The 23,421-nt window shown below is 72.1% G+C and carries 18 protein-coding genes; 4 read left to right on the top strand and 14 right to left on the bottom strand.

All coding sequences use genetic code 11. The features are described from left to right. Positions 1 to 200: 200 nt before the first annotated feature. Entirely contained in the window at positions 201 to 1,172 is a 972-nt protein-coding gene (locus Psi01_RS23935) for an NAD-dependent epimerase/dehydratase family protein (protein ID WP_204066324.1), read from the top strand. Positions 1,173 to 1,190: 18 nt separating this feature from the next. Here Psi01_RS23935 and Psi01_RS23940 read toward each other — a convergent pair whose 3' ends face one another. The 4 genes from Psi01_RS23940 to Psi01_RS23955 all read right to left on the bottom strand — a co-directional run bounded on the left by Psi01_RS23940 (position 1,191) and on the right by Psi01_RS23955 (position 6,379). Beyond that, positions 1,191 to 2,225, bottom strand: coding sequence for a serine hydrolase domain-containing protein (locus Psi01_RS23940; protein WP_204066325.1), 1,035 nt, complete (start codon positions 2,223 to 2,225; stop codon positions 1,191 to 1,193). A gap of 96 nt (positions 2,226 to 2,321) precedes the next feature. Then, positions 2,322 to 2,663, bottom strand: coding sequence for a GNAT family N-acetyltransferase (locus Psi01_RS23945; protein ID WP_204066326.1), 342 nt, complete (start codon positions 2,661 to 2,663; stop codon positions 2,322 to 2,324). Between the two features lie 56 nt (positions 2,664 to 2,719). Beyond that, positions 2,720 to 5,239, bottom strand: coding sequence for a carboxylate--amine ligase/circularly permuted type 2 ATP-grasp protein (locus tag Psi01_RS23950; protein WP_204066327.1), 2,520 nt, complete (start codon positions 5,237 to 5,239; stop codon positions 2,720 to 2,722). An 87-nt stretch (positions 5,240 to 5,326) separates the two neighbouring features. Next, positions 5,327 to 6,379, bottom strand: a complete 1,053-nt coding sequence (locus tag Psi01_RS23955; protein ID WP_204066328.1) for an AAA family ATPase — start codon at positions 6,377 to 6,379, stop codon at positions 5,327 to 5,329. Positions 6,380 to 6,611: 232 nt separating this feature from the next. On the opposite strand from Psi01_RS23955, the gene treZ reads away from it, so the two are divergent. Next, positions 6,612 to 8,336 carry a malto-oligosyltrehalose trehalohydrolase gene (treZ, locus tag Psi01_RS23960; RefSeq protein WP_204066329.1) on the top strand — a complete coding sequence of 575 codons (1,725 nt, stop codon included), beginning with the start codon at positions 6,612 to 6,614 and terminating at the stop codon, positions 8,334 to 8,336. Between the two features lie 72 nt (positions 8,337 to 8,408). On the opposite strand, the gene manA is transcribed toward treZ, so the two are convergent. From manA to Psi01_RS24000, 8 genes are all read right to left on the bottom strand, one after another. Beyond that, positions 8,409 to 9,488, bottom strand: coding sequence for a mannose-6-phosphate isomerase, class I (gene manA, locus Psi01_RS23965; RefSeq protein ID WP_204066330.1), 1,080 nt, complete (start codon positions 9,486 to 9,488; stop codon positions 8,409 to 8,411). A 43-nt stretch (positions 9,489 to 9,531) separates the two neighbouring features. Then, the gene (locus Psi01_RS23970; protein WP_204066331.1) at positions 9,532 to 10,473 is read right to left on the bottom strand and encodes an ROK family protein; all 942 of its coding nucleotides are present in this window, start codon (positions 10,471 to 10,473) and stop codon (positions 9,532 to 9,534) included. Beyond that, positions 10,470 to 12,854, bottom strand: a complete 2,385-nt coding sequence (locus tag Psi01_RS23975) for a glycoside hydrolase family 2 protein (protein ID WP_204066332.1) — start codon at positions 12,852 to 12,854, stop codon at positions 10,470 to 10,472. The genes Psi01_RS23970 and Psi01_RS23975 overlap by 4 nt, the downstream gene beginning before the upstream one ends. A gap of 32 nt (positions 12,855 to 12,886) precedes the next feature. Continuing rightward, the gene (locus tag Psi01_RS23980; protein ID WP_204066333.1) at positions 12,887 to 13,768 is read right to left on the bottom strand and encodes an ATP-binding cassette domain-containing protein; all 882 of its coding nucleotides are present in this window, start codon (positions 13,766 to 13,768) and stop codon (positions 12,887 to 12,889) included. Continuing rightward, positions 13,768 to 14,709 carry an ABC transporter ATP-binding protein gene (locus tag Psi01_RS23985; RefSeq protein WP_204066334.1) on the bottom strand — a complete coding sequence of 314 codons (942 nt, stop codon included), beginning with the start codon at positions 14,707 to 14,709 and terminating at the stop codon, positions 13,768 to 13,770. Before Psi01_RS23985 ends, Psi01_RS23980 begins: the two co-directional genes overlap by 1 nt. After that, a complete protein-coding gene (locus tag Psi01_RS23990; RefSeq protein WP_204066335.1) occupies positions 14,706 to 15,599 on the bottom strand; it encodes an ABC transporter permease in 894 nt (297 codons plus the stop codon). Before Psi01_RS23990 ends, Psi01_RS23985 begins: the two co-directional genes overlap by 4 nt. Next, complete coding sequence (locus Psi01_RS23995) at positions 15,596 to 16,591, bottom strand: ABC transporter permease (protein ID WP_204066336.1); 996 nt, start codon at positions 16,589 to 16,591, stop codon at positions 15,596 to 15,598. The genes Psi01_RS23990 and Psi01_RS23995 overlap by 4 nt, the downstream gene beginning before the upstream one ends. Before the next feature lie 72 nt (positions 16,592 to 16,663). Beyond that, positions 16,664 to 18,421 carry an ABC transporter substrate-binding protein gene (locus tag Psi01_RS24000; protein WP_204066337.1) on the bottom strand — a complete coding sequence of 586 codons (1,758 nt, stop codon included), beginning with the start codon at positions 18,419 to 18,421 and terminating at the stop codon, positions 16,664 to 16,666. Between the two features lie 462 nt (positions 18,422 to 18,883). Between Psi01_RS24000 and Psi01_RS24005 the strand changes: the two genes are divergently transcribed. Then, complete coding sequence (locus Psi01_RS24005; protein WP_204066338.1) at positions 18,884 to 19,912, top strand: LacI family DNA-binding transcriptional regulator; 1,029 nt, start codon at positions 18,884 to 18,886, stop codon at positions 19,910 to 19,912. 70 nt (positions 19,913 to 19,982) lie between these two features. On the opposite strand, the gene wrbA is transcribed toward Psi01_RS24005, so the two are convergent. After that, a complete protein-coding gene (gene wrbA / locus Psi01_RS24010) occupies positions 19,983 to 20,591 on the bottom strand; it encodes an NAD(P)H:quinone oxidoreductase (protein WP_204066339.1) in 609 nt (202 codons plus the stop codon). Positions 20,592 to 20,814: 223 nt separating this feature from the next. Between wrbA and Psi01_RS24015 the strand changes: the two genes are divergently transcribed. Then, positions 20,815 to 21,792 carry a pirin family protein gene (locus Psi01_RS24015; protein ID WP_204066340.1) on the top strand — a complete coding sequence of 326 codons (978 nt, stop codon included), beginning with the start codon at positions 20,815 to 20,817 and terminating at the stop codon, positions 21,790 to 21,792. Positions 21,793 to 21,844: 52 nt separating this feature from the next. Here Psi01_RS24015 and Psi01_RS24020 read toward each other — a convergent pair whose 3' ends face one another. Then, positions 21,845 to 23,377 (bottom strand): glycoside hydrolase family 13 protein, encoded by a 1,533-nt coding sequence (locus Psi01_RS24020; protein ID WP_204066341.1) that lies wholly within the window; start codon positions 23,375 to 23,377, stop codon positions 21,845 to 21,847. Positions 23,378 to 23,421: the final 44 nt, after the last annotated feature.

Below are 23,421 nucleotides of genomic sequence, written 5' to 3' on the forward strand. Positions count from 1 at the left end.
CCTGTGCAGGCGGAGTGCCTGGCCGCCGGCTTCGACGAGGCCTCTCCCGGTGACTGCAACACCTGGACCGCCGGGCCCTCTCGGGTGGCGTAGCCGTACGGGCGTCGGTCCCGGACTGAATCACACGTTGACCATTCCGAGTCGCGGCTGCATGCCGTGAAGATGGGGTGACGACCCCATCCGACGTCGATTGGATAAGTATGCGAGTCGTCGTTATCGGCGGGAGTGGGCACATCGGCACATTCCTCGTCCCCCGGCTGGTGCGGGCCGGCCACGAAGTGATCAACATCAGCCGGGGCACCCGCGCCCCCTATGCCGACGCTCCCGAATGGGAGCAGGTGCGCCGGGTCCCCGCCGACCGGCAGCGGGAGGACGGTGAGGGCGTCTTCGCTTCCAGGGTGGCCGGGCTGAGCCCGGACGTCGTGGTCGACCTGATCTGTTTCACCGCGGAGGCGGCCACCGCGCTGGTCGAACGGCTCCGCGGCGGGACCGGGCACCTGCTGCACTGCGGTTCCGTCTGGCGCTACGGCCCCAGTCACAAGCTGCCGATCTCCGAGACCACGGGCACCGCCCCCTTCGGGGAGTACGGAATCCAGAAGGATCGGATCGCGCGGATGCTTAAGGAGGAGACCGCCTCCGGGGGCCTGGTGACCACGTCCCTGCACCCCGGGCACATCGTCGGTCCCGGCTGGCACCCGATCGGCCCGCTGGGGAACCTCGACCCCGCGGTCTGGTCCGCGCTTTCGGCCGGGAAGCCGCTGCGGATCCCGGGCGGCGGTGCCGAGCTGATGCACCACGTGCACGCCGACGACGTCGCCCAGGCCTTCGAGCGGGCGATCGAGCACCGGGACGCGGCGGCGGGAGAGGACTTCAACGTCGTCGCCCCCACTGCGCTGAACGTCCGCGGGTACGCCCACACGGCAGCCGGCTGGTTCGGGCAGAGCGCGTCGCTGGAACCGGTGACCTGGGAACAGTTCCGCCGGACCACGACCCCGGAGCACGCCGAGACGAGCTGGGAGCACCTCCACCGCAGCCACTGCCTCACCATCGGGAAAGCCGAGACCCTCCTCGGTTACGCACCGCGCTACGAACCGGAGGCCGCCGTGCTCGAATCGGTCCGCTGGCTGATCGAGCACGACGAGCTGGAGGTGGCCCGCCCGCTCGTCGCCTGACGGGACCCCGCCGCCCGGTCAGGCGCGGTCCTCCTGCAGGGCGCGGAGCAGATCGAACGCGGGGCGGTCCATCGAGCGGTTCATGTTGGACAGCAGGACGACGGCCACACCCTTCTCCGGGTCGAACCCGGTGAAGGAGGAGAACCCTCCCGTCATCCCGTTGTGCCAGAGCTGCAGATGGCCGCCCTGCCGTTCGTGCAGGCGCTGCCCCATCCAGCCCAGGTGCGTCCAGGAGAAGGGGCTGATCCGGTGCTCGGTCGCGCGGGTGAGCCGTACGGCCTCCGCGAGCGCTCCGGCGTCGTCCAGCTGGGCGCGGACGAAGGCGACCATGTCGGCCGCCGTCGAGCGCAGCCCGCCCGCCCCGGCCAGGTCGGCCAGGTGCCACGCCCGGACGGGACGGCGGCGCCGGTCGTGCCCCTGGGCCAGACGCACCGACCTGCCGCCCTCCACGGTGATGCCGGTCTCGGCCATGCCCAGCGGCGAGCAGATCTCCTTGGCGACCAGTTCCTCGTAGGAGGCGCCGGTACGGTGGGCCAGCGCCAGCCCCAGCAGCCCGGCGCCGAGGTTGGAGTAGCGGAACCGGCGTCCCGGCGTGGCGCCCAGCCGGGTCCTGGCCAGGCCCTCCAGCAGGAACTCGGCGGTGCAGCCTGCGTACGGGTCCGGCGCCGAGGGCCGCAGCAGCGCCTTCAGCAGCATGCCCCTGGGCAGCCGCGGCAGCCCGGAGGTGTGCGTGGCCAGGCGCCGCGGCGTGATCTCCTCGCCGTCCCGCGACGGCACGCGCGACCCCTCGGGCAGCAGTCCGGCCAGCGGCTCGTCGAGGTCGACCTTGCCCGCCACGGCCAGCCGGGCGAGCGCCAGCGCCGTGAACGTCTTGCTCACCGAGCCGATCTCGAAGATCGTGTCCGCGCCGGGCACGCCGTCCCGCTCGCCGCCCGTCCGGCCGGCGCCGTGGATCTCCACGGCCTCCCCGGAGACCGCGGCGACCACCACACCCACGTGCTGAACCGCCAGGCGGTCAGCGGTTTCCCGGACAAGCCCGGCAAAATCCGTCATGACCGAAATTATGGTGCATTCCACGCCGCCCAGCGCGGTACGGCGGAGCGTCCCCGGACCGCGCGACGGGCGGCGGAAAGACCGGGCGGCCGGGCCTCAGGCGGGGTCCGGCCCGTCCGCGGGCAGGGAGAAGCGGGCGCGCTGGTCGGCGGGGACCAGGTCCAGGTACTCGGGGTGCCGCTCGATGTAACCGCGGATGAACGGGCAGAACGGCAGCACCCCCAGTCCCTGCGCCCGTGCCCCGTCCAGCGCGCCGCGGGCCAGGATGGAGCCGAGCCCCCTGCCCTCGAAGCTCGGGTCGATCTCCGTGTGGGTGAGCGAGATCTTCGAACCCGCCCGGGTGTACTCGGCGAAGCCGGCCACCGTCCCGTCCACCGTGATCTCGAACCGCCCGGCCCCGGGGTTGTCCGCGACCTTCGGCTCCGTCTGCTCCGTCACTGCCCGACTCCTCCGATCGTCATGCCTTCAGCGGCACAGTACCGGGCCCCGGCCGATCACCCGGCGGCCCGGCCGGCCTCCGGGAGCCAGGTGTCCTTCGAGCCGCCCTCCGGGGAGGAGTCGGCGATCAGGCTCCCGGCCGGGGCGACGCGGGTCAGCGCCGCCGGGGGGACCGCGACCGTCTCACCCGACAGGACGAAGGCCCGCAGGTCGACGACGCGCGGGCTCAGCCGCTCGCCGTCGAAGGACGGGTGGGTCGCCAGCGGGATCGTCTCCTGGGCGACCCACCGGCCGGGCGAGGCGGCGATCCTGTCGCGGAGCCCGGCGAGCTCCGCGGCCGACGCCTCGGGCCCGACGACCACGTCCTGCCCGCCGCGCCCGTCGACCGGCTTGACCACCAGCTCCTCCAGCCGGTCCAGCACCTGCTCCAGGTCGCCGGCCTCGCGGCACAGATAGGTGGTGATGTTGCCGATGAGCGGCTCCTCGCCCAGGTAGTACTCGATGAGGCGGGGCACGTACCGGTACAGGCGCTTGTCCTCGGCGACGCCGTTGCCCGGCGCGTTGGCCAGGGTGAGCGCGGAGCTCCCGGCGGCCCGCAGGAGCTCCTCGCCCAGGGCCCCGGCGAACAGCGCGTCCTCGTCGATCCGGCGGTAGATCACGTCGATCGGGCGCCCGGCCGCCTCCACCCGCCCGTCCCTGACGCTCAGGTCGGCGGGACCGGCCAGGACCGCTCCCAGCTCCTCGGCGAGCATCCGGTGCTCGGAGTAGGCGGGCACGTCCGGCCCGCCGGAGACCACGGCGATGTTGCGGCGCCCGCCCGCCAGCAGCGTCTCCCGCAGCATCCGCAGGCCCTCCCGCGGGTCGGCGACGCCCTCGGCGGGGACGAGCTCGGGCATGACCTCGGCCATCAGGCGCCTGCCGGCCGCGGCGTACCCGAGGCCCGAGGGCACCCGCAGGTTGTCCTCCAGCACCGTCCAGCGGCCGACGCCGTCGCGCACCAGGTCCAGTCCGGCGACCGCGCAGCGCACGGCGCCCGGCGGCATCAGCCGCCCGGCCTCGCGGTATCCGGGGGACTCCTCCACCACCCAGGCGGGGATCACGCCGTCGCGCAGGATGCGGCGCTCGCCGTACACGTCGCGCAGGAAGGCCTCCAGCGCGCGCACCCGCTGCGGCAGGGCCCGGCCGATCTGCGCCCACTCGTCGGCCGGGACGAGCCGCGGGACCAGGTCGAACGGGAGGGCACGGTGCCCGTCGCCGTCCTGCGCCCTGAAGGTCATGCCGTTGCCGCGCTGGTACTGCTCGCCCCGGCGCTCCCGCTCGCGCAGGCCGTCGGCGCCCAGCCGGTCCAGGACCCGCAGGATCGGCTGGTACGGCTCCCGCACGGTGCCCTCGATCAGCACCTCGTCGCCGGGGGCGTCGTAGCCGTCGAGCAGGCGCGTGCGGATCCGCGGCGCCGGTCCGCCGAAGGAGGCCTCCCACTCCTGGGAGCGCGTCTCGGCCAGGACGAGGTCGACCACGTCGGCGAGCCTGCCCTCCCGGGCGAACGCCCGGCGCTGGCGGGCCGAGGAGCTGCCCCGCGCCAGCGCCTCCCGGGCCAGCTCGGAGACCAGGTCCCAGTCGCCGAACTCCTCCAGCTGCGGCCGCAGGCCGTCCACCATCCGCCCGATCACCTCGGCGGCCGGGGCGGGCGTCCCCTCGACCGGGTCCACGAGCCGGCCCTCCAGTCCCGACCGGGCCGCCCGCCAGCTCGCCGCCCGCACCATCTCCAGCCGGACCTGACGGTCGGCCCCGTTGCGGACCTCCTCCAGCTCCCTGGCCACCAGCGCCCGGAACAGCCCGGCGATCAGCACGATGTCGCCCACCCGCGGGCAGGCGTCGCACACCCGCAGCTCGACGGTGGGCACGTGGGCCGAGGGCCGGATGTCGAAGTAGATCATGCCCGGGTCGGTGATCACCTCGGACCGCACCAGGTCCTCGATCAGCCGGTCGTACTCGGCGGCCGAGGAGAACCTCGCCACCGGCCCGGCCGTGGGCCAGCGCTGCCACACCAGCGGCCGGTAGGCGGCGTACCCGGTGTCGGCCCCCAGCCAGTACGGCGAGCTGACGCTCAGGGCGAGCAGCGACGGCACCCACGGCGCCAGGCGGTGGGCGATGACGACGGCCAGGTCGCGGTCCTCGACCTCGGCGTGCACCTGGGTGCCGCAGATCACCTGCTCGCGGGTGAGCAGCTGGTAGTCGGCGAGCATCTGCTCGTAACGCGGGTCCGGGGAGATCTTCAGTGCCTCCACGTCGACCAGCGGCACGCTGCCGGCCGCCGCGATCCCCAGGCCCAGCCCGTCCGCCGCCTTGATCACCGTACGGCGCAGCGCGGTCAGGTCGTGCCCGAGGTCCTCCAGCCGGACGAAGGGCCTGCTGTTGCCCTCCACCACCGAGCGGTGCAGCTCGTGGGTGAAGCGTTCCTCCGGCAGCCGCTCCAGCAGGGCCCCCGCCCGCGGCACCAGGTGCCGGGTCTCGACGTCGACGACGTGGAACTCCTCCTCGACCCCGACCGCGATCGGTTCCGCGAGACCCGCCATATGTGACCACCCCTGAAGCGCGCCGGTTGATTTTCCGCACCCTTTGCCCAGAAAAAGGGTTCACGCACCTCAGGAGGCGGATGGGTCTCAGTTACAGGGCGGCTGCAGCCGGGCGGGAGTGCGGTGGTTGTGCGGTCCGGCCGTGTCGCCGTCCTGCAGCCCGCCGTCCTTCGGCCCGGCGGCGTCCCGGCGGGCGCCCAGCAGCGCCCGGGTCAGCGCCTGCCCGTCGCTCTCCATGGCGCGCAGCACGGTGTCGAAGTGGTCGTCGGTGAGCTCGTCCCGGCCGGCGCGGATGGCGGTCAGGACGACCCGGCGCAGCAGTTCCTTGACGAAGGAGGCGGTGACCCCCTCGGTGGCGGCGACGACCTTGCCGACGTCCGCCAGGACCGGGTACGAGCGCGCGTAGAGCCGGATCAGCCGCTCCCGGGCCCGGGCGTCGGGCAGCGGGATCTCCAGCGCGAGGTCGACCCGCCCGGGACGCTGGACGAGCGCCTTCTCCAGGGCCTCCACCCGGTTGGTGGTCAGGACGAAGGTGACGTCGGCGTCCCCCGAGACCCCGTCCATGGCGTCCAGCAGCGAGAACAGCAGCGGGCTGGCCTCGTACTGGCTGCGGTCCTCGGCGATCAGGTCGACGTCCTCGATGACGACCATGGACGGCTGGAGCGTGCGGGCCATCGACACCGCGTAGTCGATCTTCCGCATGGCCGGACCGGTCATCACGATCACGGTGCACTCGCGCAGCCGCCCGATGAGATAGCGGGTGGTGTGGGTCTTGCCGGTGCCCGGCGGCCCGTACAGCAGCAGCCCCCGCCGCAGGTGCTGCCCGGCGGCGGTGAGCCGCTCGGCCACCTCCGCGATGCCCACGATGTGCTCCTCGACCGTCTCCAGCCGGCCCTCGGGCAGGATCACCTCGTTCGGGGCCAGCTCCGGCCGGGGCAGGAAGCTCACCAGCACGTTGTCCCGGTGCTCGGTGAAGCCGAAGCTGAGCACCTGGCCGCGGAACGGGTCGTGCTCCCTCTTGAGCCGGTACACCTCGTCGCGCACGGCCGTGGCCGCCTCCCGGTCGGCGGCCAGGACGGTCAGCAGGCAGTGCGCGTCGAAGTCCTCCCTGCTGTTGAGCCCGATGACGACGTCCACCATGCCTTCCATGGTGGTCGACGGAACTCCGTGGCGGCCGAGAAAGCCCGGGATTTCAGGACTTGTCGCCTTTCCCCTTCTACAGGCCGGATACCTCCGCGGAGCGTGTGAACGGTTCGGATGGGTAGGGACGTGGTGCAGTGGCCACACATCGCCGATTCGGGATGGGCCCACCACGATCACCGATGCCGGAGGGGCGGCCGCATGCCGGGCGCCGGGGGGAGAGAGACGACAGGTGGCGCACGGATTCCGGGTATGGGCCCCTGACCGCGAACGGGTTGACCTGGTGCTGGGCGAGCGCAGGCTGCCCATGCGGCGGACCGGGGGCGGATGGTGGGAGCTGACGGTCGAGGACGCCGGTCCCGGCACCGACTACGCCTACTCGCTCGACGGCGGACCGCCCCGGCCCGACCCGCGCTCGCCGTACCAGCCGCGGGGGCCGCACGCGTCCTCCCGCGTGGTCGACCACGGCTCCTTCGCCTGGAGCGACGACCGCTGGCGGGGCGTGCCGCTGCCCGGCGCGGTCCTGTACGAGCTGCACGTGGGCACCTTCTCCCCCGCCGGGACCTTCGAGGGGGCGATCGAGTACCTGCCGCACCTGGTCGAGCTGGGCGTGGACGCGATCGAGCTGATGCCGGTGGCGGAGTTCTCCGGCCGCCGGGGCTGGGGCTACGACGGCGTCAGCCTGTACGCGCCGCACCACGCCTACGGCGGGCCGGAGGGTCTCAAGCGCCTGGTGGACGCCTGTCACGCGCACGGCCTGGGCGTGGTGATGGACGTGGTCTACAACCACCTGGGGCCCTCGGGGAACTACCTGCCGGAGTTCGGTCCCTACTTCACCGACCGGCACAGCACGAACTGGGGCGACGCGGTCAACTTCGACGGCCCGGGCAGCGACGAGGTGCGTGACTTCGTCGTCGGCAACGCCCTCATGTGGCTGCGGGACTACCACTGCGACGGGCTCCGCCTGGACGCGGTGCACGCCATCGCCGACGACTCGGCGGTGCACATCCTGGACCGGCTGGCCGAGGAGGTGGAGCAGCTGGCCGCCCACGTGCGCCGCCCGCTGTTCCTCATCGCCGAGAGCGACCTGAACGACCCCCGGTTCGTGCGCCCGCGCGAGGCCGGGGGGTACGGCGTGCACGCGGCCTGGGCCGACGAGTGGCACCACGCCCTGCACGCCGCGCTGACCGGGGAGACCGACGGCTACTACGAGGACTTCGGCTCCCTGGACCTGCTGGCCAAGGCGCTGCGGCAGGCCTGGGTCTACGACGGCACGTGGTCGCCGCACCGCGGGCGGGTGCACGGCAGGTCCCCGGCGGGGCTGCCGGGGCACCGGTTCGTGGTGTGCACGCAGAACCACGACCAGGTGGGCAACAGGGCGCGGGGAGAGCGCAGCTCCGCGCTGATGAGCGAGGGCCGCCTGCGGGTGGCCGCCGCCCTGCTGTTCACCTCGCCGTTCGTCCCCATGCTCTTCCAGGGGGAGGAGTGGGGCGCCACCACCCCCTTCCTGTACTTCACCGACCACGAGGACCCGGAGCTGGGGCAGGCGGTCAGCGAGGGCCGCCGCCGGGAGTTCGCCGTGTTCGGCTGGGAGCCCGAGCAGGTGCCCGACCCCCAGGACCCCGCCACCTTCGAGCAGTCCCGGCTGGACTGGACGGAGCTCGGCAAGGAGTCCCAGGCGCGGCTGCTGGCGTGGTACCGGGAGCTGATCGCGCTGCGGCGGCGGATCCCGGCCCTCACCGACGGCCGGATCGAGCGGGTCGAGGCCGGGCACGACGGCGCCGGCCTGCTCACCGTCGAGCGGGGACCGGTCCTGGTGGCGGCCAACCTCGGCGCGGCCTCCCGGACGCTGGTCGTCTGCGGCCGCCGGGTCCTGGCCGCCTCCGGCCCGGACGTCCGGCTCTCCGGCGACGAGCTGACCCTGCCGCCGGACACCGTGGCGGTCCTGGAGGGCTGAGCGCCTGCGCAGCCGTCGTCCCCGGGCCGCGCCGGGCGGCCCGGGGATCACTTCACGCGGGTGTCCCGGCGGTCACGCGGTCCCGGGCTCGGCGCAGTACACCGACCCGCCCACGCGCACGGCGACGGCGGGCTGGGAGGCCGGCACGAAGGCCGACTCGCCCTGGCCCAGCTCGAGGGAGCCCACCCCGGCCGTGCCCTCGGCGCACAGCAGGATCCTGGGCACGCCGCCCTCCAGGCGGTGCTCGCCCCCGGCCAGCCGGCGCAGGCGGAACTCCGGCGACGGCGTGGCGTACAGGCCCTCGGGGGTGGCCTCCACCTCCAGCGGCGCGGCCGACGGGTCGGTCACGCGCAGCAGCTCCTCCACGTCGACGGGCTTGCCGGTGAGACCGGCGCGCACGACGTTGTCGGAGCTGCCCATGATCTCCACGCCGAACCCGCGGATGTAGCAGTGCAGCACCCCCGCGCCCAGGAAGAGCGCCTGGCCGGGCAGCAGCTCATGCCGCCGCAGCAGCAGCGGCGCCAGGCAGGCGGGGTCGCCGGGGTAGCAGCGCGCCAGCCGTACCACCAGCTGGTAGTCGGGGTGGTGCACCGCGGAGGCCGCCCACACCACCTGCTCTACCACCTGGCGGTCGCGCAGCAGCGCCCGCAGGGCCTCGCGGATGTCACCGGCCTCCAGCAGGGACACCGCCGGCTGCAGCCCCGGCACGCCGAGCCGCTTGATGAGCATCGCCGCCTGCTCGGGAGCGCGGAAGCCGGCCAGCGCGGTGAACGGGGTCAGCGCGCACACCAGCTCGGGCTTGGGCCACGGGTCGGCGTAGACGCCCCGCGCGTGCCCGTCGGCCGCCTGCTCGGCGGTCGGGTGCACCTGCAGGGAGAGCGGCCGGGCGACCGCGATGAGCTTCATCAGGTACGGCAGGCGCGCGCCGAAGCGGTCGACGACCGCCTGCCCCAGCTGCCCGGCCGGGTCGGCGCCGATGGCCTCGCCCAGCGAACGGCCGTCACCGGCCAGCAGCGACGGCCCGGCCGGGTGGGCGCCGAACCACATCTCGGCCTCGGGCCGGGGGGCGGGCACAGGCCTGCCGGTGAACGCCGCGATATCGGTCTGCGATCCCCAGGCGTAGTCCTTGACCGTGTTGTTCAGCAGATACATGTGCTCTCCGTGGGGGTAGGGGAGCCGGGGCGCGGAGAACGCCTCAGCACGGGCTGTCCTGGGGGAGGACGAGCGCGGCGGCGCCGAGCAGCCCGGCGTCGCGTCCGAGCGAGGTGGGATCCACACGCACGCGACGCAGGAAGCCTAACCCGGCCGAACCGGTGACGGCCCGCCGGAGCGGGTCGAACAGCACCGCCCCGGCGGCGGCCACCCCGCCGCCGATCACCACGTGGTCCAGGTCGAACAGGGCCGCCGCGGTCAGAATCGCGGTCGCCAGCGCGTCGGCCGCGCGCTGGAAGGCGCACAGCGCCACGGGGTGGCCGAGGCGGGCGTCGGCGGCCAGCGCCTTGGCGTCGTCGCCTTCCCAGCCGTTGGCGCGGGCCCAACGGACCATGTTCGGGCCGCTGGCCACGACCTCGACGCAGCCGGCCGCCCCGCACGGGCAGGGCTCGCCGCCCGGGTCGACGGCGATGTGGCCGATGTGCCCGGCGTTGCCGGTCGGGCCGAGGTAGGGCGTGCCGTCCAGGACCAGGCCGCCGCCGACCCCGGTGGAGACGACCATCCCGAGCATCGCGCGGGAGGGGGTGTGCTCGGCCAGGCCTCGCCACCACTCCCCCAGCGCCATGCACTGGCCGTCGCCGGCCAGCCGCACGGGCCGGCCGGGCAGCATCCGGCTCACCGCGTCGACCAGCGGGAAGTCGCGCCAGCCGGGGATGTTGACCGGGCTGACGCTGCCCTTGACGGAGTCGACGGGGCCCGCGGACCCGATGCCCGCGCCCTCGATCCCGTCCTCGCCCACCTGGGCCGTGACGCGCCCGACGACCTCGGCCAGCGCCGCGTCCGGCGAGGCGAAGGCGCTCAGCGGCACCTCGGCGCGGACCGGCATGCCGCCGTCGGCGGTGACCGCGGCCGCGGCGAACTTGGTGCCGCCGATGTCCACCGCGAGGACGGTCCGGGTTCCCCCGGCTCCGTTCGGGGAGCTCACCGCCGGGCCTCGTTCACGCAGCGCAGGACCGGGAAGGCGGTCAGCTCGGCCGGGTCCAGCCGCCGGCCGGTGGCGACGTGGAAGACGGCGCTCTCTCCGGGCAGCAGGGTCACCAGCATGTCGTCCACCGAGGCGGCCGGGTCGAGCCGGTCGGGGAACAGCGCCAGCTCGCGCAGCAGGGTGCGCGCGGTGACGGTCACCCGGTAGCCGCCCTCGACCGGCTCGGCCTGCGCGTCGTAGGCGGCCTCCGGGAGGGCCACCCGCGGGTCCTCGGCGAAGAAGGCGACCGTACGGCTCTCGCCCAGGCGGGCGACCAGCAGCTCGCCTCCGGGGTCGTCGGGCGTGCCGACCGCCGCGGGAAGCGCCACCGCGGCCACCGAGCGCGGTGCCGCCTCCACGGCGACGACCTCCTTGGCCAGCGCCTCCCCGGCCAGGTTGTGCCGTACCAGCTCCAGCTCGCCCCACCACGGCTCGTCGCCGTCGTTGACCACCGCGACCGCGCCGTCGCCGACGATGAGCAGGCGGTCGGCGTAGACGCGGCGCAGGGCGTACCACAGGGGCTTGCGCCGGCCGTCGCCGTCCACGGCCGACCAGGAGGTCACCGGCCAGCAGTCGTTGAGCTGCCAGACGATCGTGCCCATGCAGTGCGGCGCCAGCGACCGGAAGCGCCCGATGCCGAACTCGATCGCGCGGGCCTGGTTGAGCTGGGTCAGATAGTGCCAGTCGTCGAAGGTCTCCGGCTGCGGCAGGTGCTCTCCGAGGCCGCGCAGGAGCTTGCCGTTGCCGTCGATCGCCTTCTGGTGGTGCAGCACCAGCGGCGCGTCGGCGGCCAGCTCGCCGCTGATCGCGCGGCGCATGGTGGCGTAGGCGGCCGGCCCCTGGAAGCCGAACTCGGCCACGAAGCGCGGCGTGTAGGCGCCGTAGCGGGAGTAGTCCTCGCGGTTCCACACGTCCCAGATGTGGATGGTGCCGCGGGCCGGGTCGTTGGGCGGCAGGTCGGGCGCGCCGGAGTACGGGCTGCCCGGCCAGTAGGGGCGGGTGGGGTCGAGCTCGGCGACGATCGAGGGCAGCAGGTCGTAGTAGTAGCCAGCGCCCCAGCTCCGCCCGGCCAGCTCCTCCTGCCAGCCCCAGTCGGCGCGTCCCTCGATGTTCTCGTTGTTGCCGCACCACAGCACCAGGCTGGGGCGGTGCGCGAGCCTGGCCACGTTCTCGCGCGCCTCGGCCTCGACCTCCGAGCGCAGCGGCTCCTCCTCGGGGTAGGCGGCGCAGGCGAAGGGGAAGTCCTGCCAGACCAGCAGGCCCATCTCGTCGGCCAGGTCGTAGAAGTCCTCGCTCTCGTACAGGCCGCCGCCCCACACCCGCAGCAGGTTGACGCCCGCGTCGGCGGCCTGCCCGAAGCGCGCGGCCAGGCGCTCGCGGGTGATCCGGCTGGGGAAGCAGTCGTCCGGGATCCAGTTGACGCCGCGCACGAACGCCGGGACGTCGTTGACGTGCAGGGTGAAGGCCCCGTCGGCCGTGTCGAGCCGTACGGAGCGGAACCCGACCCTGCGGGTCACGGTCTCCTCGCCGAGCCGCACGGTCAGGTCGTACAGGGGCTGCGCGCCGTACCCGCGCGGCCACCAGAGCTCGGGCTCCGGCACGGTCAGCTCCAGCACCGCCTCGCGCTCGCCCGGCGCCAGGCGCGCCTCGGCCGAGACGCCCGCGATCTCGGCGGTGACCGTCTGCGGGTCCTCGGTGGCGCGCTCGACCCTGACGCGCACCTCGACGCGGCCGTCCCCGTCCCGCACGGTCACCAGCGGGCGCACCGAGGCCAGGCGGGCGCCGCTCCAGCTCTCCAGGCCGATCGGCCGCCAGATGCCGGCGGTGACCACGGTCGGGCCCCAGTCCCAGCCGAAGTTGCAGGCCATCTTGCGGATGAACGGGTACGGCTCGGTGTAGGGGCTGGGCCGCTCGCCCAGCGCGGCCCGCCGCGCCTCGGCGTAGGCGTAGGCCGAGGCGAAGCGCACGGTCAGCGTGTTGGTCCCCTCGCGCAGCAGGTGCCGCACCGGGAAGCGGTAGGAGCGGTGCTGGTTGGCCGTGTCCGCGATCCGCACGCCGTTGAGCGTGACCGTCGCGACCGTGTCCAGCCCGTCGCAGACCAGGTCGGTCCGCTCGTGCTCGTCGGGGACCCACTCGAAGGCGGTCTCGTAGATCCAGTCGGTGCGGCCGATCCAGGACAACCGGGTCTCGTTGTCGTCCAGATAGGGATCCTCGATCATCCCGGCGGCGAGCAGGTCGGTGTGCACGCAGCCGGGAACGGTCGCGGCCACGCCCGCCACTCCGGCGTCCGGCGAGGCGGCCATGAGGATCCAGCCGTCGTGCAGCGGACGGTACGAACTCAAGTGAAGCTCCTTCTGACGGTCGCTCGCGCCGGTCACTTCGGGCAGGCGTCGAGCTGGGCGCAGGCCACGAGGTGTCCGGGCTCCGCCTCGAACATCGCGCCGGAGGCCGCGTTCTCGTGGTAGTGGCAGGTCTGCGTGGGGGCGGCGTCCTCCCACGGGGCGTGCAGCCGGGGCACCGCCGCCAGCAGCTGCCGGGTGTAGGGGTGCAGGGGGTCGCCGAAGACCTTGCCGGTCGCCCCCATCTCGACCACGGTGCCGCGCCGCAGCACGACCGTGCGCTCGGCCAGGTAGTTGCCCAGCGACAGGTCGTGCGTGACGTACAGCACTCCGAGGCCGCGCTCCTTCAGCTCGGCCAGCAGGTTGAGCACGTCGATGCGGGTCGAGGCGTCGAGCATGCTGGTGATCTCGTCGGCGACCAGCAGCTTGAGGTCCAGCAGCAGCGCCCGGGCGATGAGCAGACGCTGGAGCTGGCCGCCGCTGAGCTGGTGCGGGTACCGGCCGAGCACCTGGTCGGGGTCGAGCCGCACGTCCCTGATCGTGGAGCGGACCCGCTCGTCCCACTCCTTGTCGCCGAGCTTCGGGTAGTAGGCGTCCTTGATCATCTGGAACACCCGGTCGGCCTTGAACACCGGGTTGTAGCAGCTGAAGGGATCCTGGAAGACGCCCTGCACGTGCCGGTAGTAGTCCTTGCCCGGCTTGACCGGGACGCCGTCGACGGTGATCGAGCCGCCGGTGATCGAGGCCAGGCCGAGGATCATCTTGCCGATCGTGCTCTTGCCGCTGCCGCTCTCGCCGATGAGGGAGACGACCTCCCCCGCCTGGACGTCGAAGCTCACGCCGTCCACGGCGGCGAAGACCTTCCCCCCGAAGGCGCCGACCTTGTAGACCTTCGTGACGTTGTCGAGTTTCAGCATCAGGCCTTCCAGCACGCGACGAAGTGGTTGGGCTCGATCTCGGCCATGGGCGGCTCCTGCACGCACTCCTCGCCGGCGATCGGGCAGCGGGACCGGAAGCGGCAGCCCGCGGGCGGGTCGAGCAGCGAGGGCGGGCTGCCGGCGATGCCGGCCAGCCGCTTCTCCGTGTACCGCACGCCGACCTCGGGCAGCGAGTCGAGCAGGAGCTTGGTGTACGGATGACGCGGCTTCTTGACGATCGCGGTGGCGGGCGCCTTCTCCGCGAGCTTCCCGGCGTACATGACCATGATCGTGTCGGCGATGTGGGAGGTGAGCGCGAGGTCGTGGGTGACGAAGATCATGCTCTTGACGAACCCGGCATCGCGGAAGCCGATCAGTGCCCGGGCCACCGCCTTCTGCGTGGACACGTCCAGGGCGGAGGTGACCTCGTCGGCGATGAGCAGCGACGGGTCGAGCAGCGTGGAGATGACCATGACCATCCGCTGCTTCATGCCGCCGGACAGCTCGATCGGATAGCGGTCCAGCACCGCGTGGGGCAGCTCGACCAGGCTCAGGCGCGACTCCAGCTCGTCGAGGTCCAGGGTGGCGCCCCGGGACCTGAGCAGCTCGCGCACCATCCTGCCGATCTTGCGGGTCGGGTTCATGGCGCTCATGGAGTACTGCGGGATGAGGGAGACCTCGCGGAAGCGGAAGTCGTTCATCCGCCGGTCGTCGCCGATGGGCAGCTCCCGGCCGTCGAGCTCGACCGTGCCGCCCATGTGGCGCATGCGGCCGTCCATCCGGATCAGGCTCTTGCCCAGGGTGGTCTTGCCGCAGCCCGACTCCCCGGCCAGGCCGAGGATCTCCCCGTCCTCCATGGAGAAGGAGACCCCGTCGAGCGCCTTCACATCCCCCTTGAGGGTCCTGTAGTAGACCCTCAGATCGTTGACCTGCAGACTCATGTCTCCCTCAGCTTCGGGTTGAAGACCTCGTCGAGCCCGACGTTGGCCACGTACAGGGAACCGACGATCGCGGTGATCCCGGCGCCCGGAGGGATGAACCACCACCACATGCCCAGCTGCATCGCGCTCCACTGGTTGGCGTTCTGCAGCATCAGCCCGAGCGAGATGCCCTCGGTGGGCCCCAGGCCGATGAAGTCCAGCGAGGAGGCGATGAGGACCGAGCCGCCGAACAGCAGGATGAAGGTCATGAACAGGTAGGAGCTCATGTTCGGCGCGATCTCCCTGGTGATGACCTTCCAGGTGTTCGCGCCGCTGAGCCTGGCCAGGTCCACGAAGTCCCTGGTGCGCAGCGAGAAGGTCTGCGCCCTGATCGCCCGCGCCGCCCACGGCCAGGAGGTCAGGCCGATGAACAGCGCCTGCGCGCCCACGCTGCGCACGCCCAGGTAGGCGTTGATGATCAGCAGGACGGCCAGCGTCGGGATGACCAGGACGATGTTGGTGAACATGTTGAGGGCCTCGTCCACCAGCCCGCCCCGGTAGCCGGCCACGAAGCCGACCAGCATCGCGATGACCGCCGCGATGCCGCCGCCCATGGCGCCGACCACGAAGGTGGTGCGCAGGCCGTACACGAACTGGGTGAAGACGTCCTGGCCGAAGGTGGTGGTGCCGAACCAGTGCTCGGCCGAGGGCGGCTGCATGGGCTGGGTGCCGTACTCGCTGCCCGTCCCGCTGAGGAACAGGGGGCCGAGCAGGCCCAGCAGGAACAGCGTCAGGACGATGCCGAAGCCGGTCAGCAGCTTGCCGTTGCGCAGCGCGAAGTACAGGGCCTCGCGCCGCACGCCCGCGGGGGCCGCCGCGTCCTGCGCGGGAACCTCCTGAAGTGCCGTCATGCCGCAGCACCCGCCATTCCCGCCCGCGTGCGCGGATCGACCACGACGTAGACGATGTCGATGATGAAGTTGGCGATCAGGACGCCGAGCACGATGAACAGGAAGGTGCCCTGCAGCAGGAAGAAGTCCTGGTTCTGGATCGCCTTGAGGATGAGGCTGCCGAGACCCGGATAGGAGAAGACGATCTCGGTCACCAGCGCCCCGGCCACCAGCACGCCCAGTTGCAGCGCCAGGCCGGTGATCTGCGGCAGGACCGCGTTCCTGAAGGCGTAGCGGCGGATCAGCCGCTGCGGCGCCCCGAGCGCGGCCAGGTAGTTCGAGTAGTCCGACTCCAGCTCATAGATGATCATGTTGCGCATGCCGATCGCCCAGCCGCCCAGCGCCACCAGGAACAGCGAGGCGAACGGCAGCACCCAGTGGTGCAGCAGGTCGAGGATGAACTCCCAGGACCAGCTGGGCTGCATGGAGAAGCTGTAGCCGCCGGCGACCGGGAACCACCCGGCCACCACGCCCAGCCCCCAGGCCAGGAGCACCGCCAGCCACATGTACGGCATCGCCGTCAGGACGTAGCCGACCGGCAGGAGGGTGTTGTCCAGCACCTTGCGCCGGGCGGCGTAGGCCCCGAACCAGTTGCCCACGACCCAGCTGAGCAGCACCGACGGGATCATCAGCCCCAGCGTGTACGGCACGGCGCCCAGGATGACCTCGGTGACCGGGGTGGGGAAGACCCAGATGCTGATGCCGAAGTCGCCCTGGAACAGGGCTCCCCAGAAGTTGACGTACTGCTTCCACAGCGGCTGGTCGAAGCCGAAGAGGTTGGTGTAGTAGACCCGCATGGTCTCCGCGGCGGCGGGGTTGCTCGCCCCCGTCCTCGCCACCATGCTCGAGACGGGATCGCCCGGCATGAACCGCGGGATCATCCAGTTGATCGTGACGGCGACGAAGAACGTCAGCCCGTAGACCAGAAGTTTCCGGCCGAAGTAACGACGCACGAGAAGTCTCTCCAGGAAGGCCCCCCTCCTCCCCGGTGGGGGGAGGGAGGAGGGGGGCGCGGTGTCAGCCGGTCAGGAAGCGGCCGGCTGCAGCTGCGTCAGCGTCTCGAAGCCGCCGAGCTCCAGCCAGTTGCGCCACATGGTGGGCGCGGTCTTGGGGGTGCCCTCGGCCGAGGACGGCCAGTTCTTCCAGGCCGCGCTGCTGACCTGCGACCACAGGCCGTTGTACCAGAGCGGGATGATCGGCAGCTCGTCCAGGTGGATCTCCTGGATCTCGGACATGACCTTCTTCATGCCCTCGACGTCGTCGGTCTTGACCTGGTCGAGCTGCTGGACCAGCTCCCAGACCTTCTTGTTCTCGTAGCGGCCGAAGTTGACGGTGTTCTGCGTCTTCTGGATCGGCAGCTGGAACATGTAGTCGTAGTAGGTCCACGGGGTGTTCGACAGCTGGCGCTCGTTGTTGATCAGCATGTCGAAGTCGCCCTTGCTGCGCTTGTCGACCAGGGCGTTGAAGTCGGGGAAGTCGGTGGTGACGTTGATCCCGGCCTCCTTCGCGCTGGCGGCGATGACGCGGATCGACTCCATCCAGTCGGTCCAGCCGGAGGGCACGATGAGGTTCAGGCTGATCTTCGAGCCGTCCTTGTTCTCCACGAGCCCGTCGCCGTCGCGGTCGCGGTAGCCCGCGTCGGCCAGCATCTTCTTGGCCTTGGCGATGTCGAAGGAGAAGCCCTTCTCGCTCACGACGGACTGGTCGACGAACTGCTCCCACTGGGGCAGCAGGCCGGTCGGGCTGGCGGGCTTGACGAGGTTGCCGTAGACGCCCTCGACGATCTTCTTGGTGTCGATCGAGCTGGCCAGCGCCTTGCGGAAGGCCGGGTCGTCCATCGGCTTCTTCGTGGTGTTCAGCACCAGGAAGGCGGTGTTGGCCGAGAGCATGTACGGCGCCTCGGGATAGTAGGTCGAGATGCCGAAGTTGCCCTTGACCAGGTTCGCCGCACCGGGCAGGAAGTTGTTGCTGAGGTCCATGCCCTTCTGCAGCAGCAGGCCCATCGCGACCTCGTTGCTGGAGTTGACGATGTCGACGATGTAGCGGGGCTTGGGCTCCATCTTGAGCGCGGTCTTGCCCCACCAGTCGTCGCGGCGCTGCCAGACGGTGCGGTCCTGGTCGTGGCTCATGTACTTGTAGGCGCCGGTGCCGATCGGGTTCTCGTTCTTGCCGTCCAGCACCTCCTGCTCGGAGCGGCCCTCCCACACGTGCTGGGGCACGATGGCCCGGCCGTACAGCTGGAAGTCCCACTCCTGGTAGTTGCTCTTGGAGAAGGTGACCTTCACCGTCTGGTCGTCGACCGCCTCGGCCTTCTCGATCCACTCCCAGATGTTGTGGTACGGCACCGTCTCCATCTTGCCGAGTTCGAGGGTGAAGACGACGTCCTTGGCCGTGAACGGCTTGCCGTCCGACCAGGTGACGCCCTGTCGGAGCTTGATCTCGTAGGTCTTGTCGTCGGTCCAGCTCCCGCTCTCGGCCAGCCAGGGGACGAGCTTGGAGGTGTTCGGATCGAAGTGGAACAGCGACTCGTAGACCAGCCCCTCCGTCCCGGTCGCGTAGTCCCACTCGCGGAGCGGGTTGAAGTTGGCCGGCGGGCCCCACTGCGTGCCGCTGGTGTAGAGCGTCTCGTTACGGGGCAGCGAGTTGGGGTTGGCCGGGTTGGCGGCGGGTGCGCTGCCCGCCGGCGAGGCCTGGCCGGCGGGCGTCTGCCCGCCGGAGGTACAGGCTGCGGCGAGCAGGCCCGCAGCCAGGAGCGGGATCATGATCCGCACCCGGTTTCGCATCGCGTCTCTCCTTCCTCCGCGCTGTGCGGAGGTCCGAACGTCTTCACAGACCCCGATGGCGGAGGGTTACGGCCCCGCCTGGCTGGGAGCGCTCCCATACGTGTCGGACGGGGCCGCCCCTGCCCTCATCCGATCCGCGCCGCCGCCGACCACCTCCGGAGCGGACGGTCCGGCATCCACCCCGGTCGCCTGCGCCTGCGCTGAACCGGATAAGCACCGTGAACGTAAATTCCGGGTAACCACGGCGTCAATAGCCGTGACCCGTTTGAGACGTACCGCCCGGCCCCTGAACAGCCCTGCGGAAGGCCTGTCTTTCCCGCCTGACCGCGTCTCGGTCACTGTCGGTGAAAACCCGCCGGGCCCAGGCGGGAGCACTTCTCAAAACCGCCATGGCGACCGGACGGCGACCAGGTAGTAAGGTCGGTTCGATATGAAGGCTAACCGGTTCAATCAGGGGGTTCGGTGAAGCGACCGACGATCGCCGACATCGCCCGGCGTGCGGGCGTCTCCAAGGTCGCGGTCTCATACGCGCTGAACGACCGCCCCGGGGTGTCGGAGGCCAAAAGGGCCGCGATCAAGGCCATCGCCGAGGAGATCGGCTGGCGGCCCAACAGCGCGGCGCGGGCACTCAACGGCGCCCAGGCGCACACCGTCGGCCTGACCGTGTGCCGCCCGGCGCGGATCCTGGGCGTCGAGCCGTTCTTCATGGAGCTGATCAGCGGGATAGAGACCGAGCTGTCGGCGCACTCCTACGCGCTGATGCTGCAGGTGGTGGCCGACCCCGGCCAGGAGATGGAGGTCTACCGCCGCTGGTGGGGCGAGGGGCGGGTCGACGGCGCGATCCTGGTGGACCTGCGCTTCTCCGACCCGCGCATCACCGAGCTGGAGGAGCTGGGCCTGCCGGCCGTCGTGGTGGGCCACCCCTCGGAGGCGGGCTCGCTGGTGCCGGTCTGGTCCGACGACACCCTGGCCGTGCGCGAGACCGTCCAGTATCTGGCGGCGCTCGGGCACCGCAGGATCGCCAGGGTCGCCGGGCTGCCCGAGCTGGTCCACACCGTCCTGCGCGACCAGGCGTTCACCGCCGTGTGCGGGGAGCTGGGGCTGGCCGCGCACACCATCATGCACACCGACTACACCGGCGAGGAGGGCGCGCGGGCCACCCGGCGGCTGCTCAGCTCCCTCGAACGGCCGACCGCGATCGTCTACGACAACGACATCATGGCCGTGGCCGGCCTGTCGGTGGCCCAGGAGATGCGCCTGGAGGTGCCGGCCGACCTGTCCGTCGTGGCCTGGGACGACTCCCCGCTCTCCCAGGTCGTGCGGCCCGCGCTGACCGCGCTGACCCGCGACATCCCCGCCTACGGGGCCCACGCCGCGCGGACGCTGCTCTCGCTCATCACCGGCGAGGAGGAACGGATCCCCGGCTTCGAGGACCAGGCCGCCCGGCTCGTGCCGCGCGGCAGCACCGCCCCTCCCCCGGCGGCGGGCTGACGGACCGGCGGGGCTCAGGCGGCGGGGCTCAGGCGGCGGGGCTCAGGCGGCGGGGCTCAGGCGGCGGGGCTCAGGCGGCGGTGAGCTTGCCGGCGATGCGGACCACGCGGCCGGCCATGTGGTCCAGGGCGGCGTACTGCGCGTCGGTGAGCGGGTCGGTGTTGCTGCCGCCGGTGACGTGGGAGACGCCGTAGGGGTTGCCGTCGGCGAACTTCAGCGGGTCGGTGTAGCCGGGGGCCACGATGACGCCGCCGAAGTGGTGGATGGTGTTGTAGAGCGCCAGCAGGGTCGACTCCTGCCCGCCGTGGGAGGTCATCGACGCGGTGAACCCGGCGTAGACCTTGTCGGCCAGCAGCCCCTGGGCCCACTGCGGGCCGAGGGTGTCGAGGAACTGCTTGAGCTGGCTGGAGACGTTGCCGTAGCGGGTGGGCGTGCCGAACAGGACGGCGTCGGCCCAGACGACGTCGTCGGCGGCGGCCTTCGGCTCGTCCTTGGTGCGGTCGAAGTGCTGGCTCCAGGCCGCGTTGGAGGCGATGGCCTCGGCCGGGGCGAGCTCGGGCACCTGGCGCAGGCGCACCTCCGCGCCCGCCTTCTGGCCGGCCGCCTCCAGGCGTTCGGCCATGGCGTGGACCGTGCCGGTGGCCGAGTAGTAGATCACGGCGAGTTTGACGCTGCTCATGAAGGACGGCTCCTCAGATATGGGCCGGCGGGATGGTCTGTTCCGTTCCCGATCGTTCGTCCCGGACGTTGTTCCTGCTGGAGGAGGGGGCAAACGGCCGCCACGGGGCGCGGCGGGTAAACAGTGGGGGAAGAGCGGGCCAAGGAGACCGGGACCCGGCACCGGGCGCGGGCCCCGGCGGCGGGCGGGATCCCCGCCGGGCCGCGGGGCGTAGGGTCGGACCATGAGTGATCTCGACCGCGAATCCGGCCAGGCGGTGTACGGCTGCACGGTCGCCCAGGAGGCGGAGCCGGAGAGCGTGCTGCTTCCCGGCCACGACGTGCCGCTCGGCCGTTACACCACGGTGCGCCGGCTGCTGCCGCAACGGCCGCGCCGGATGGTCGGCGCCTGGTGCTTCGTCGACCACTTCGGCCCGGACGACGTGAGCGGCCGCCCCGGCATGCAGGTGCCGCCGCACCCGCACACCGGCCTGCAGACCGTCACCTGGCTGGCCGAGGGTGAGATCATGCACCGCGACAGCCTGGGCAGCGCCCAGACGATCGTCCCCGGGCAGCTCAACCTGATGACCTCCGGCCACGGCATCTCCCACTCCGAGCAGTCCCCGCCGGACCACCCCCCGGGCATGCACGGGGTGCAGCTGTGGATCGCCCTGCCGGAGGAGGCCCGCCACGGCCCGGCGCGCTTCGAGCACCACCCGGTCATGCCGGTGCTGCGGGAGGGGGACGCGACCGTCACCGTCGCGGTGGGCGAGCTCGGCGCGGTGCGCTCACCCGCGCTCGCGCACACTCCCCTGGTGGCCGCCGAGATCCTCCTGGCCGGTCCCGGGCGCTGCCTGCTGCCGGTCGATCGCGACTTCGAGACCGCCGTCCTGGTCATGTCCGGCGCCGCGACGGTCGCCGGGACGGCTCTGGAGCCGGGCGCGCTGCTCTACCTCGGGCGGGGCCGGTCGGAGATGTCCGTCGAGACCGCCGGTCCGGCCCGGCTGTTCTTGATCGGCGGGGAGCCGTTCGAGGACCCCCTGGTGATGTGGTGGAACTTCGTCGGCCGCTCGCACGAGGAGATCGTGCGGGCGCGCGAGGACTGGATGGGGGGCGACCGCTTCGGCACGGTCTCCGGCTGCGACGCCGCGCCGCTGCCCGCCCCCGAGCTGCCCACCGTCCGGCTGAAGGCACGCGACCGGCACGGCCGGATCATCGGCTGAGCGCCGTGTCCGGCCGTGCCGGTCGTCTTCCCCGGGACTCTCCTGCGAAGGGTCAGCCGAGCCAGACGGCGGTGTCGGAGGGCAGGTCGGCGCCGTCGAGCGGGCCGCTGGACAGCAGGACCCGCTCGTGCGGCGGCAGCCGTACGGGATCGGCGCCGAGGTTGACCACGCAGGTCAGCCCCGACTCGCGGGTGAAGGCCAGCACCTCGGGGCCGAGGTCCAGCCAGGTGAGCGCGCCGTCGCCGAGCCGCTCCCGGCGGATGCGCAGTGCGGCGCGGTAGAGGTTGAGCGTCGAGCCGAGGTCCGCGGTCTGGGCCTCGACGGTGAGCTTGCGCCAGTCCTCCGGCTGCGGCAGCCACGGCTCGCCCGCGCCGAAGCCGAACGGCGGCTCCTCCCCCGACCAGGGCAGCGGCACCCGGCAGCCGTCGCGGCCCGGCACGGTGTGCCCCGAGCGGGTCCACATCGGGTCCTCGCGCAGCTCGTCGGGGATGTCGTCGACCTCGGGCAGGCCGAGCTCCTCGCCCTGGTAGACGTAGACGCTGCCGGGCAGGGCCATGGCCAGCAGCGCGGCGGCCCGGGCCCGGCGGTGGCCGAGTTCCAGGTCGGAGGGGGCGCCGTCCCGGCGGTCGCCGTGGTCCCAGGAGGTCTCGGCCCTGCCGTAGCGGGTCACCACCCGCGCGACGTCGTGGTTGGACAGCACCCAGGTGGGCGGGGCGCCGAGCGGGATGTGCGTGTCGAGGGTCTGCTCGATCGAGCGGCGCAGCGCGGCGGGCTCCCAGGGGCAGGCCAGGAAGTCGAAGTTGAAGGCGGTGTGCAGCTCGTCCGGGCGCAGGTAGCGGGCGAAGCGCTCCTGGTCGGGGAACCACACCTCGCCGACGAGGACGCGCTCGTCGTACTCGTCGGACAGCCGGCGCCAGCTCCGGTAGATCTCGTGGACCTCGTCCAGGTCGGTGTAGCCGTCGGGATCGCCGCCGTCGAAGTCCTTGACCAGCACCGCGGCCGAGTCGATGCGGATGCCGTCCACGCCCCGGTCGAACCAGAAGCGCAGCACGTCGTGGAACTCGGCGTGCACCTCGGGATTGGTCCAGTTGAAGTCGGGCTGCCCGGGGTCGAACAGGTGCAGGTACCACTGCCCGTCGGGCACCTGGGTCCAGGCGGGCCCGCCGAAGATGGACTTCCAGTCGCCCGGCTCGTCCCGGAACCAGAAGCGCTCCCGGGCCGGCGACCCCGGCCCGGCGGCCAGCGCCTCCTGGAACCACGCGCTCGCGGTGGAGCTGTGGTTGGGCACCACATCGATGATCACCCTGATGCCCAGGTCGTGGGCCTCCCGGATGAACTCCTCCGCCTCGGCGAGCGTGCCGAAGACCGGCGCGATGTCCCGGTAGTCGGCCACGTCGTACCCGCCGTCGGCCATCGGCGAGGGGTACCACGGGTTGAGCCAGACGGCGTTCACTCCGAGGTCCGCCAGGTACGGCAGGCGTGTGCGCAGGCCGGCCAGGTCCCCGATCCCGTCACCGTTTCCGTCGGCGAAGCTACGCAGGTAGACCTGGTAGATCGCGGCCCCCCGCCACCACGTTTCCGGCATGCTGAACACAACTCCTTGCTGTAAGTACGGGCTGATCTTTAGCG

The sequence above is a fragment of the Paraplanobispora siamensis genome, assembly GCF_016863175.1.
Lineage (GTDB): Bacteria > Actinomycetota > Actinomycetes > Streptosporangiales > Streptosporangiaceae > Planobispora > Planobispora siamensis.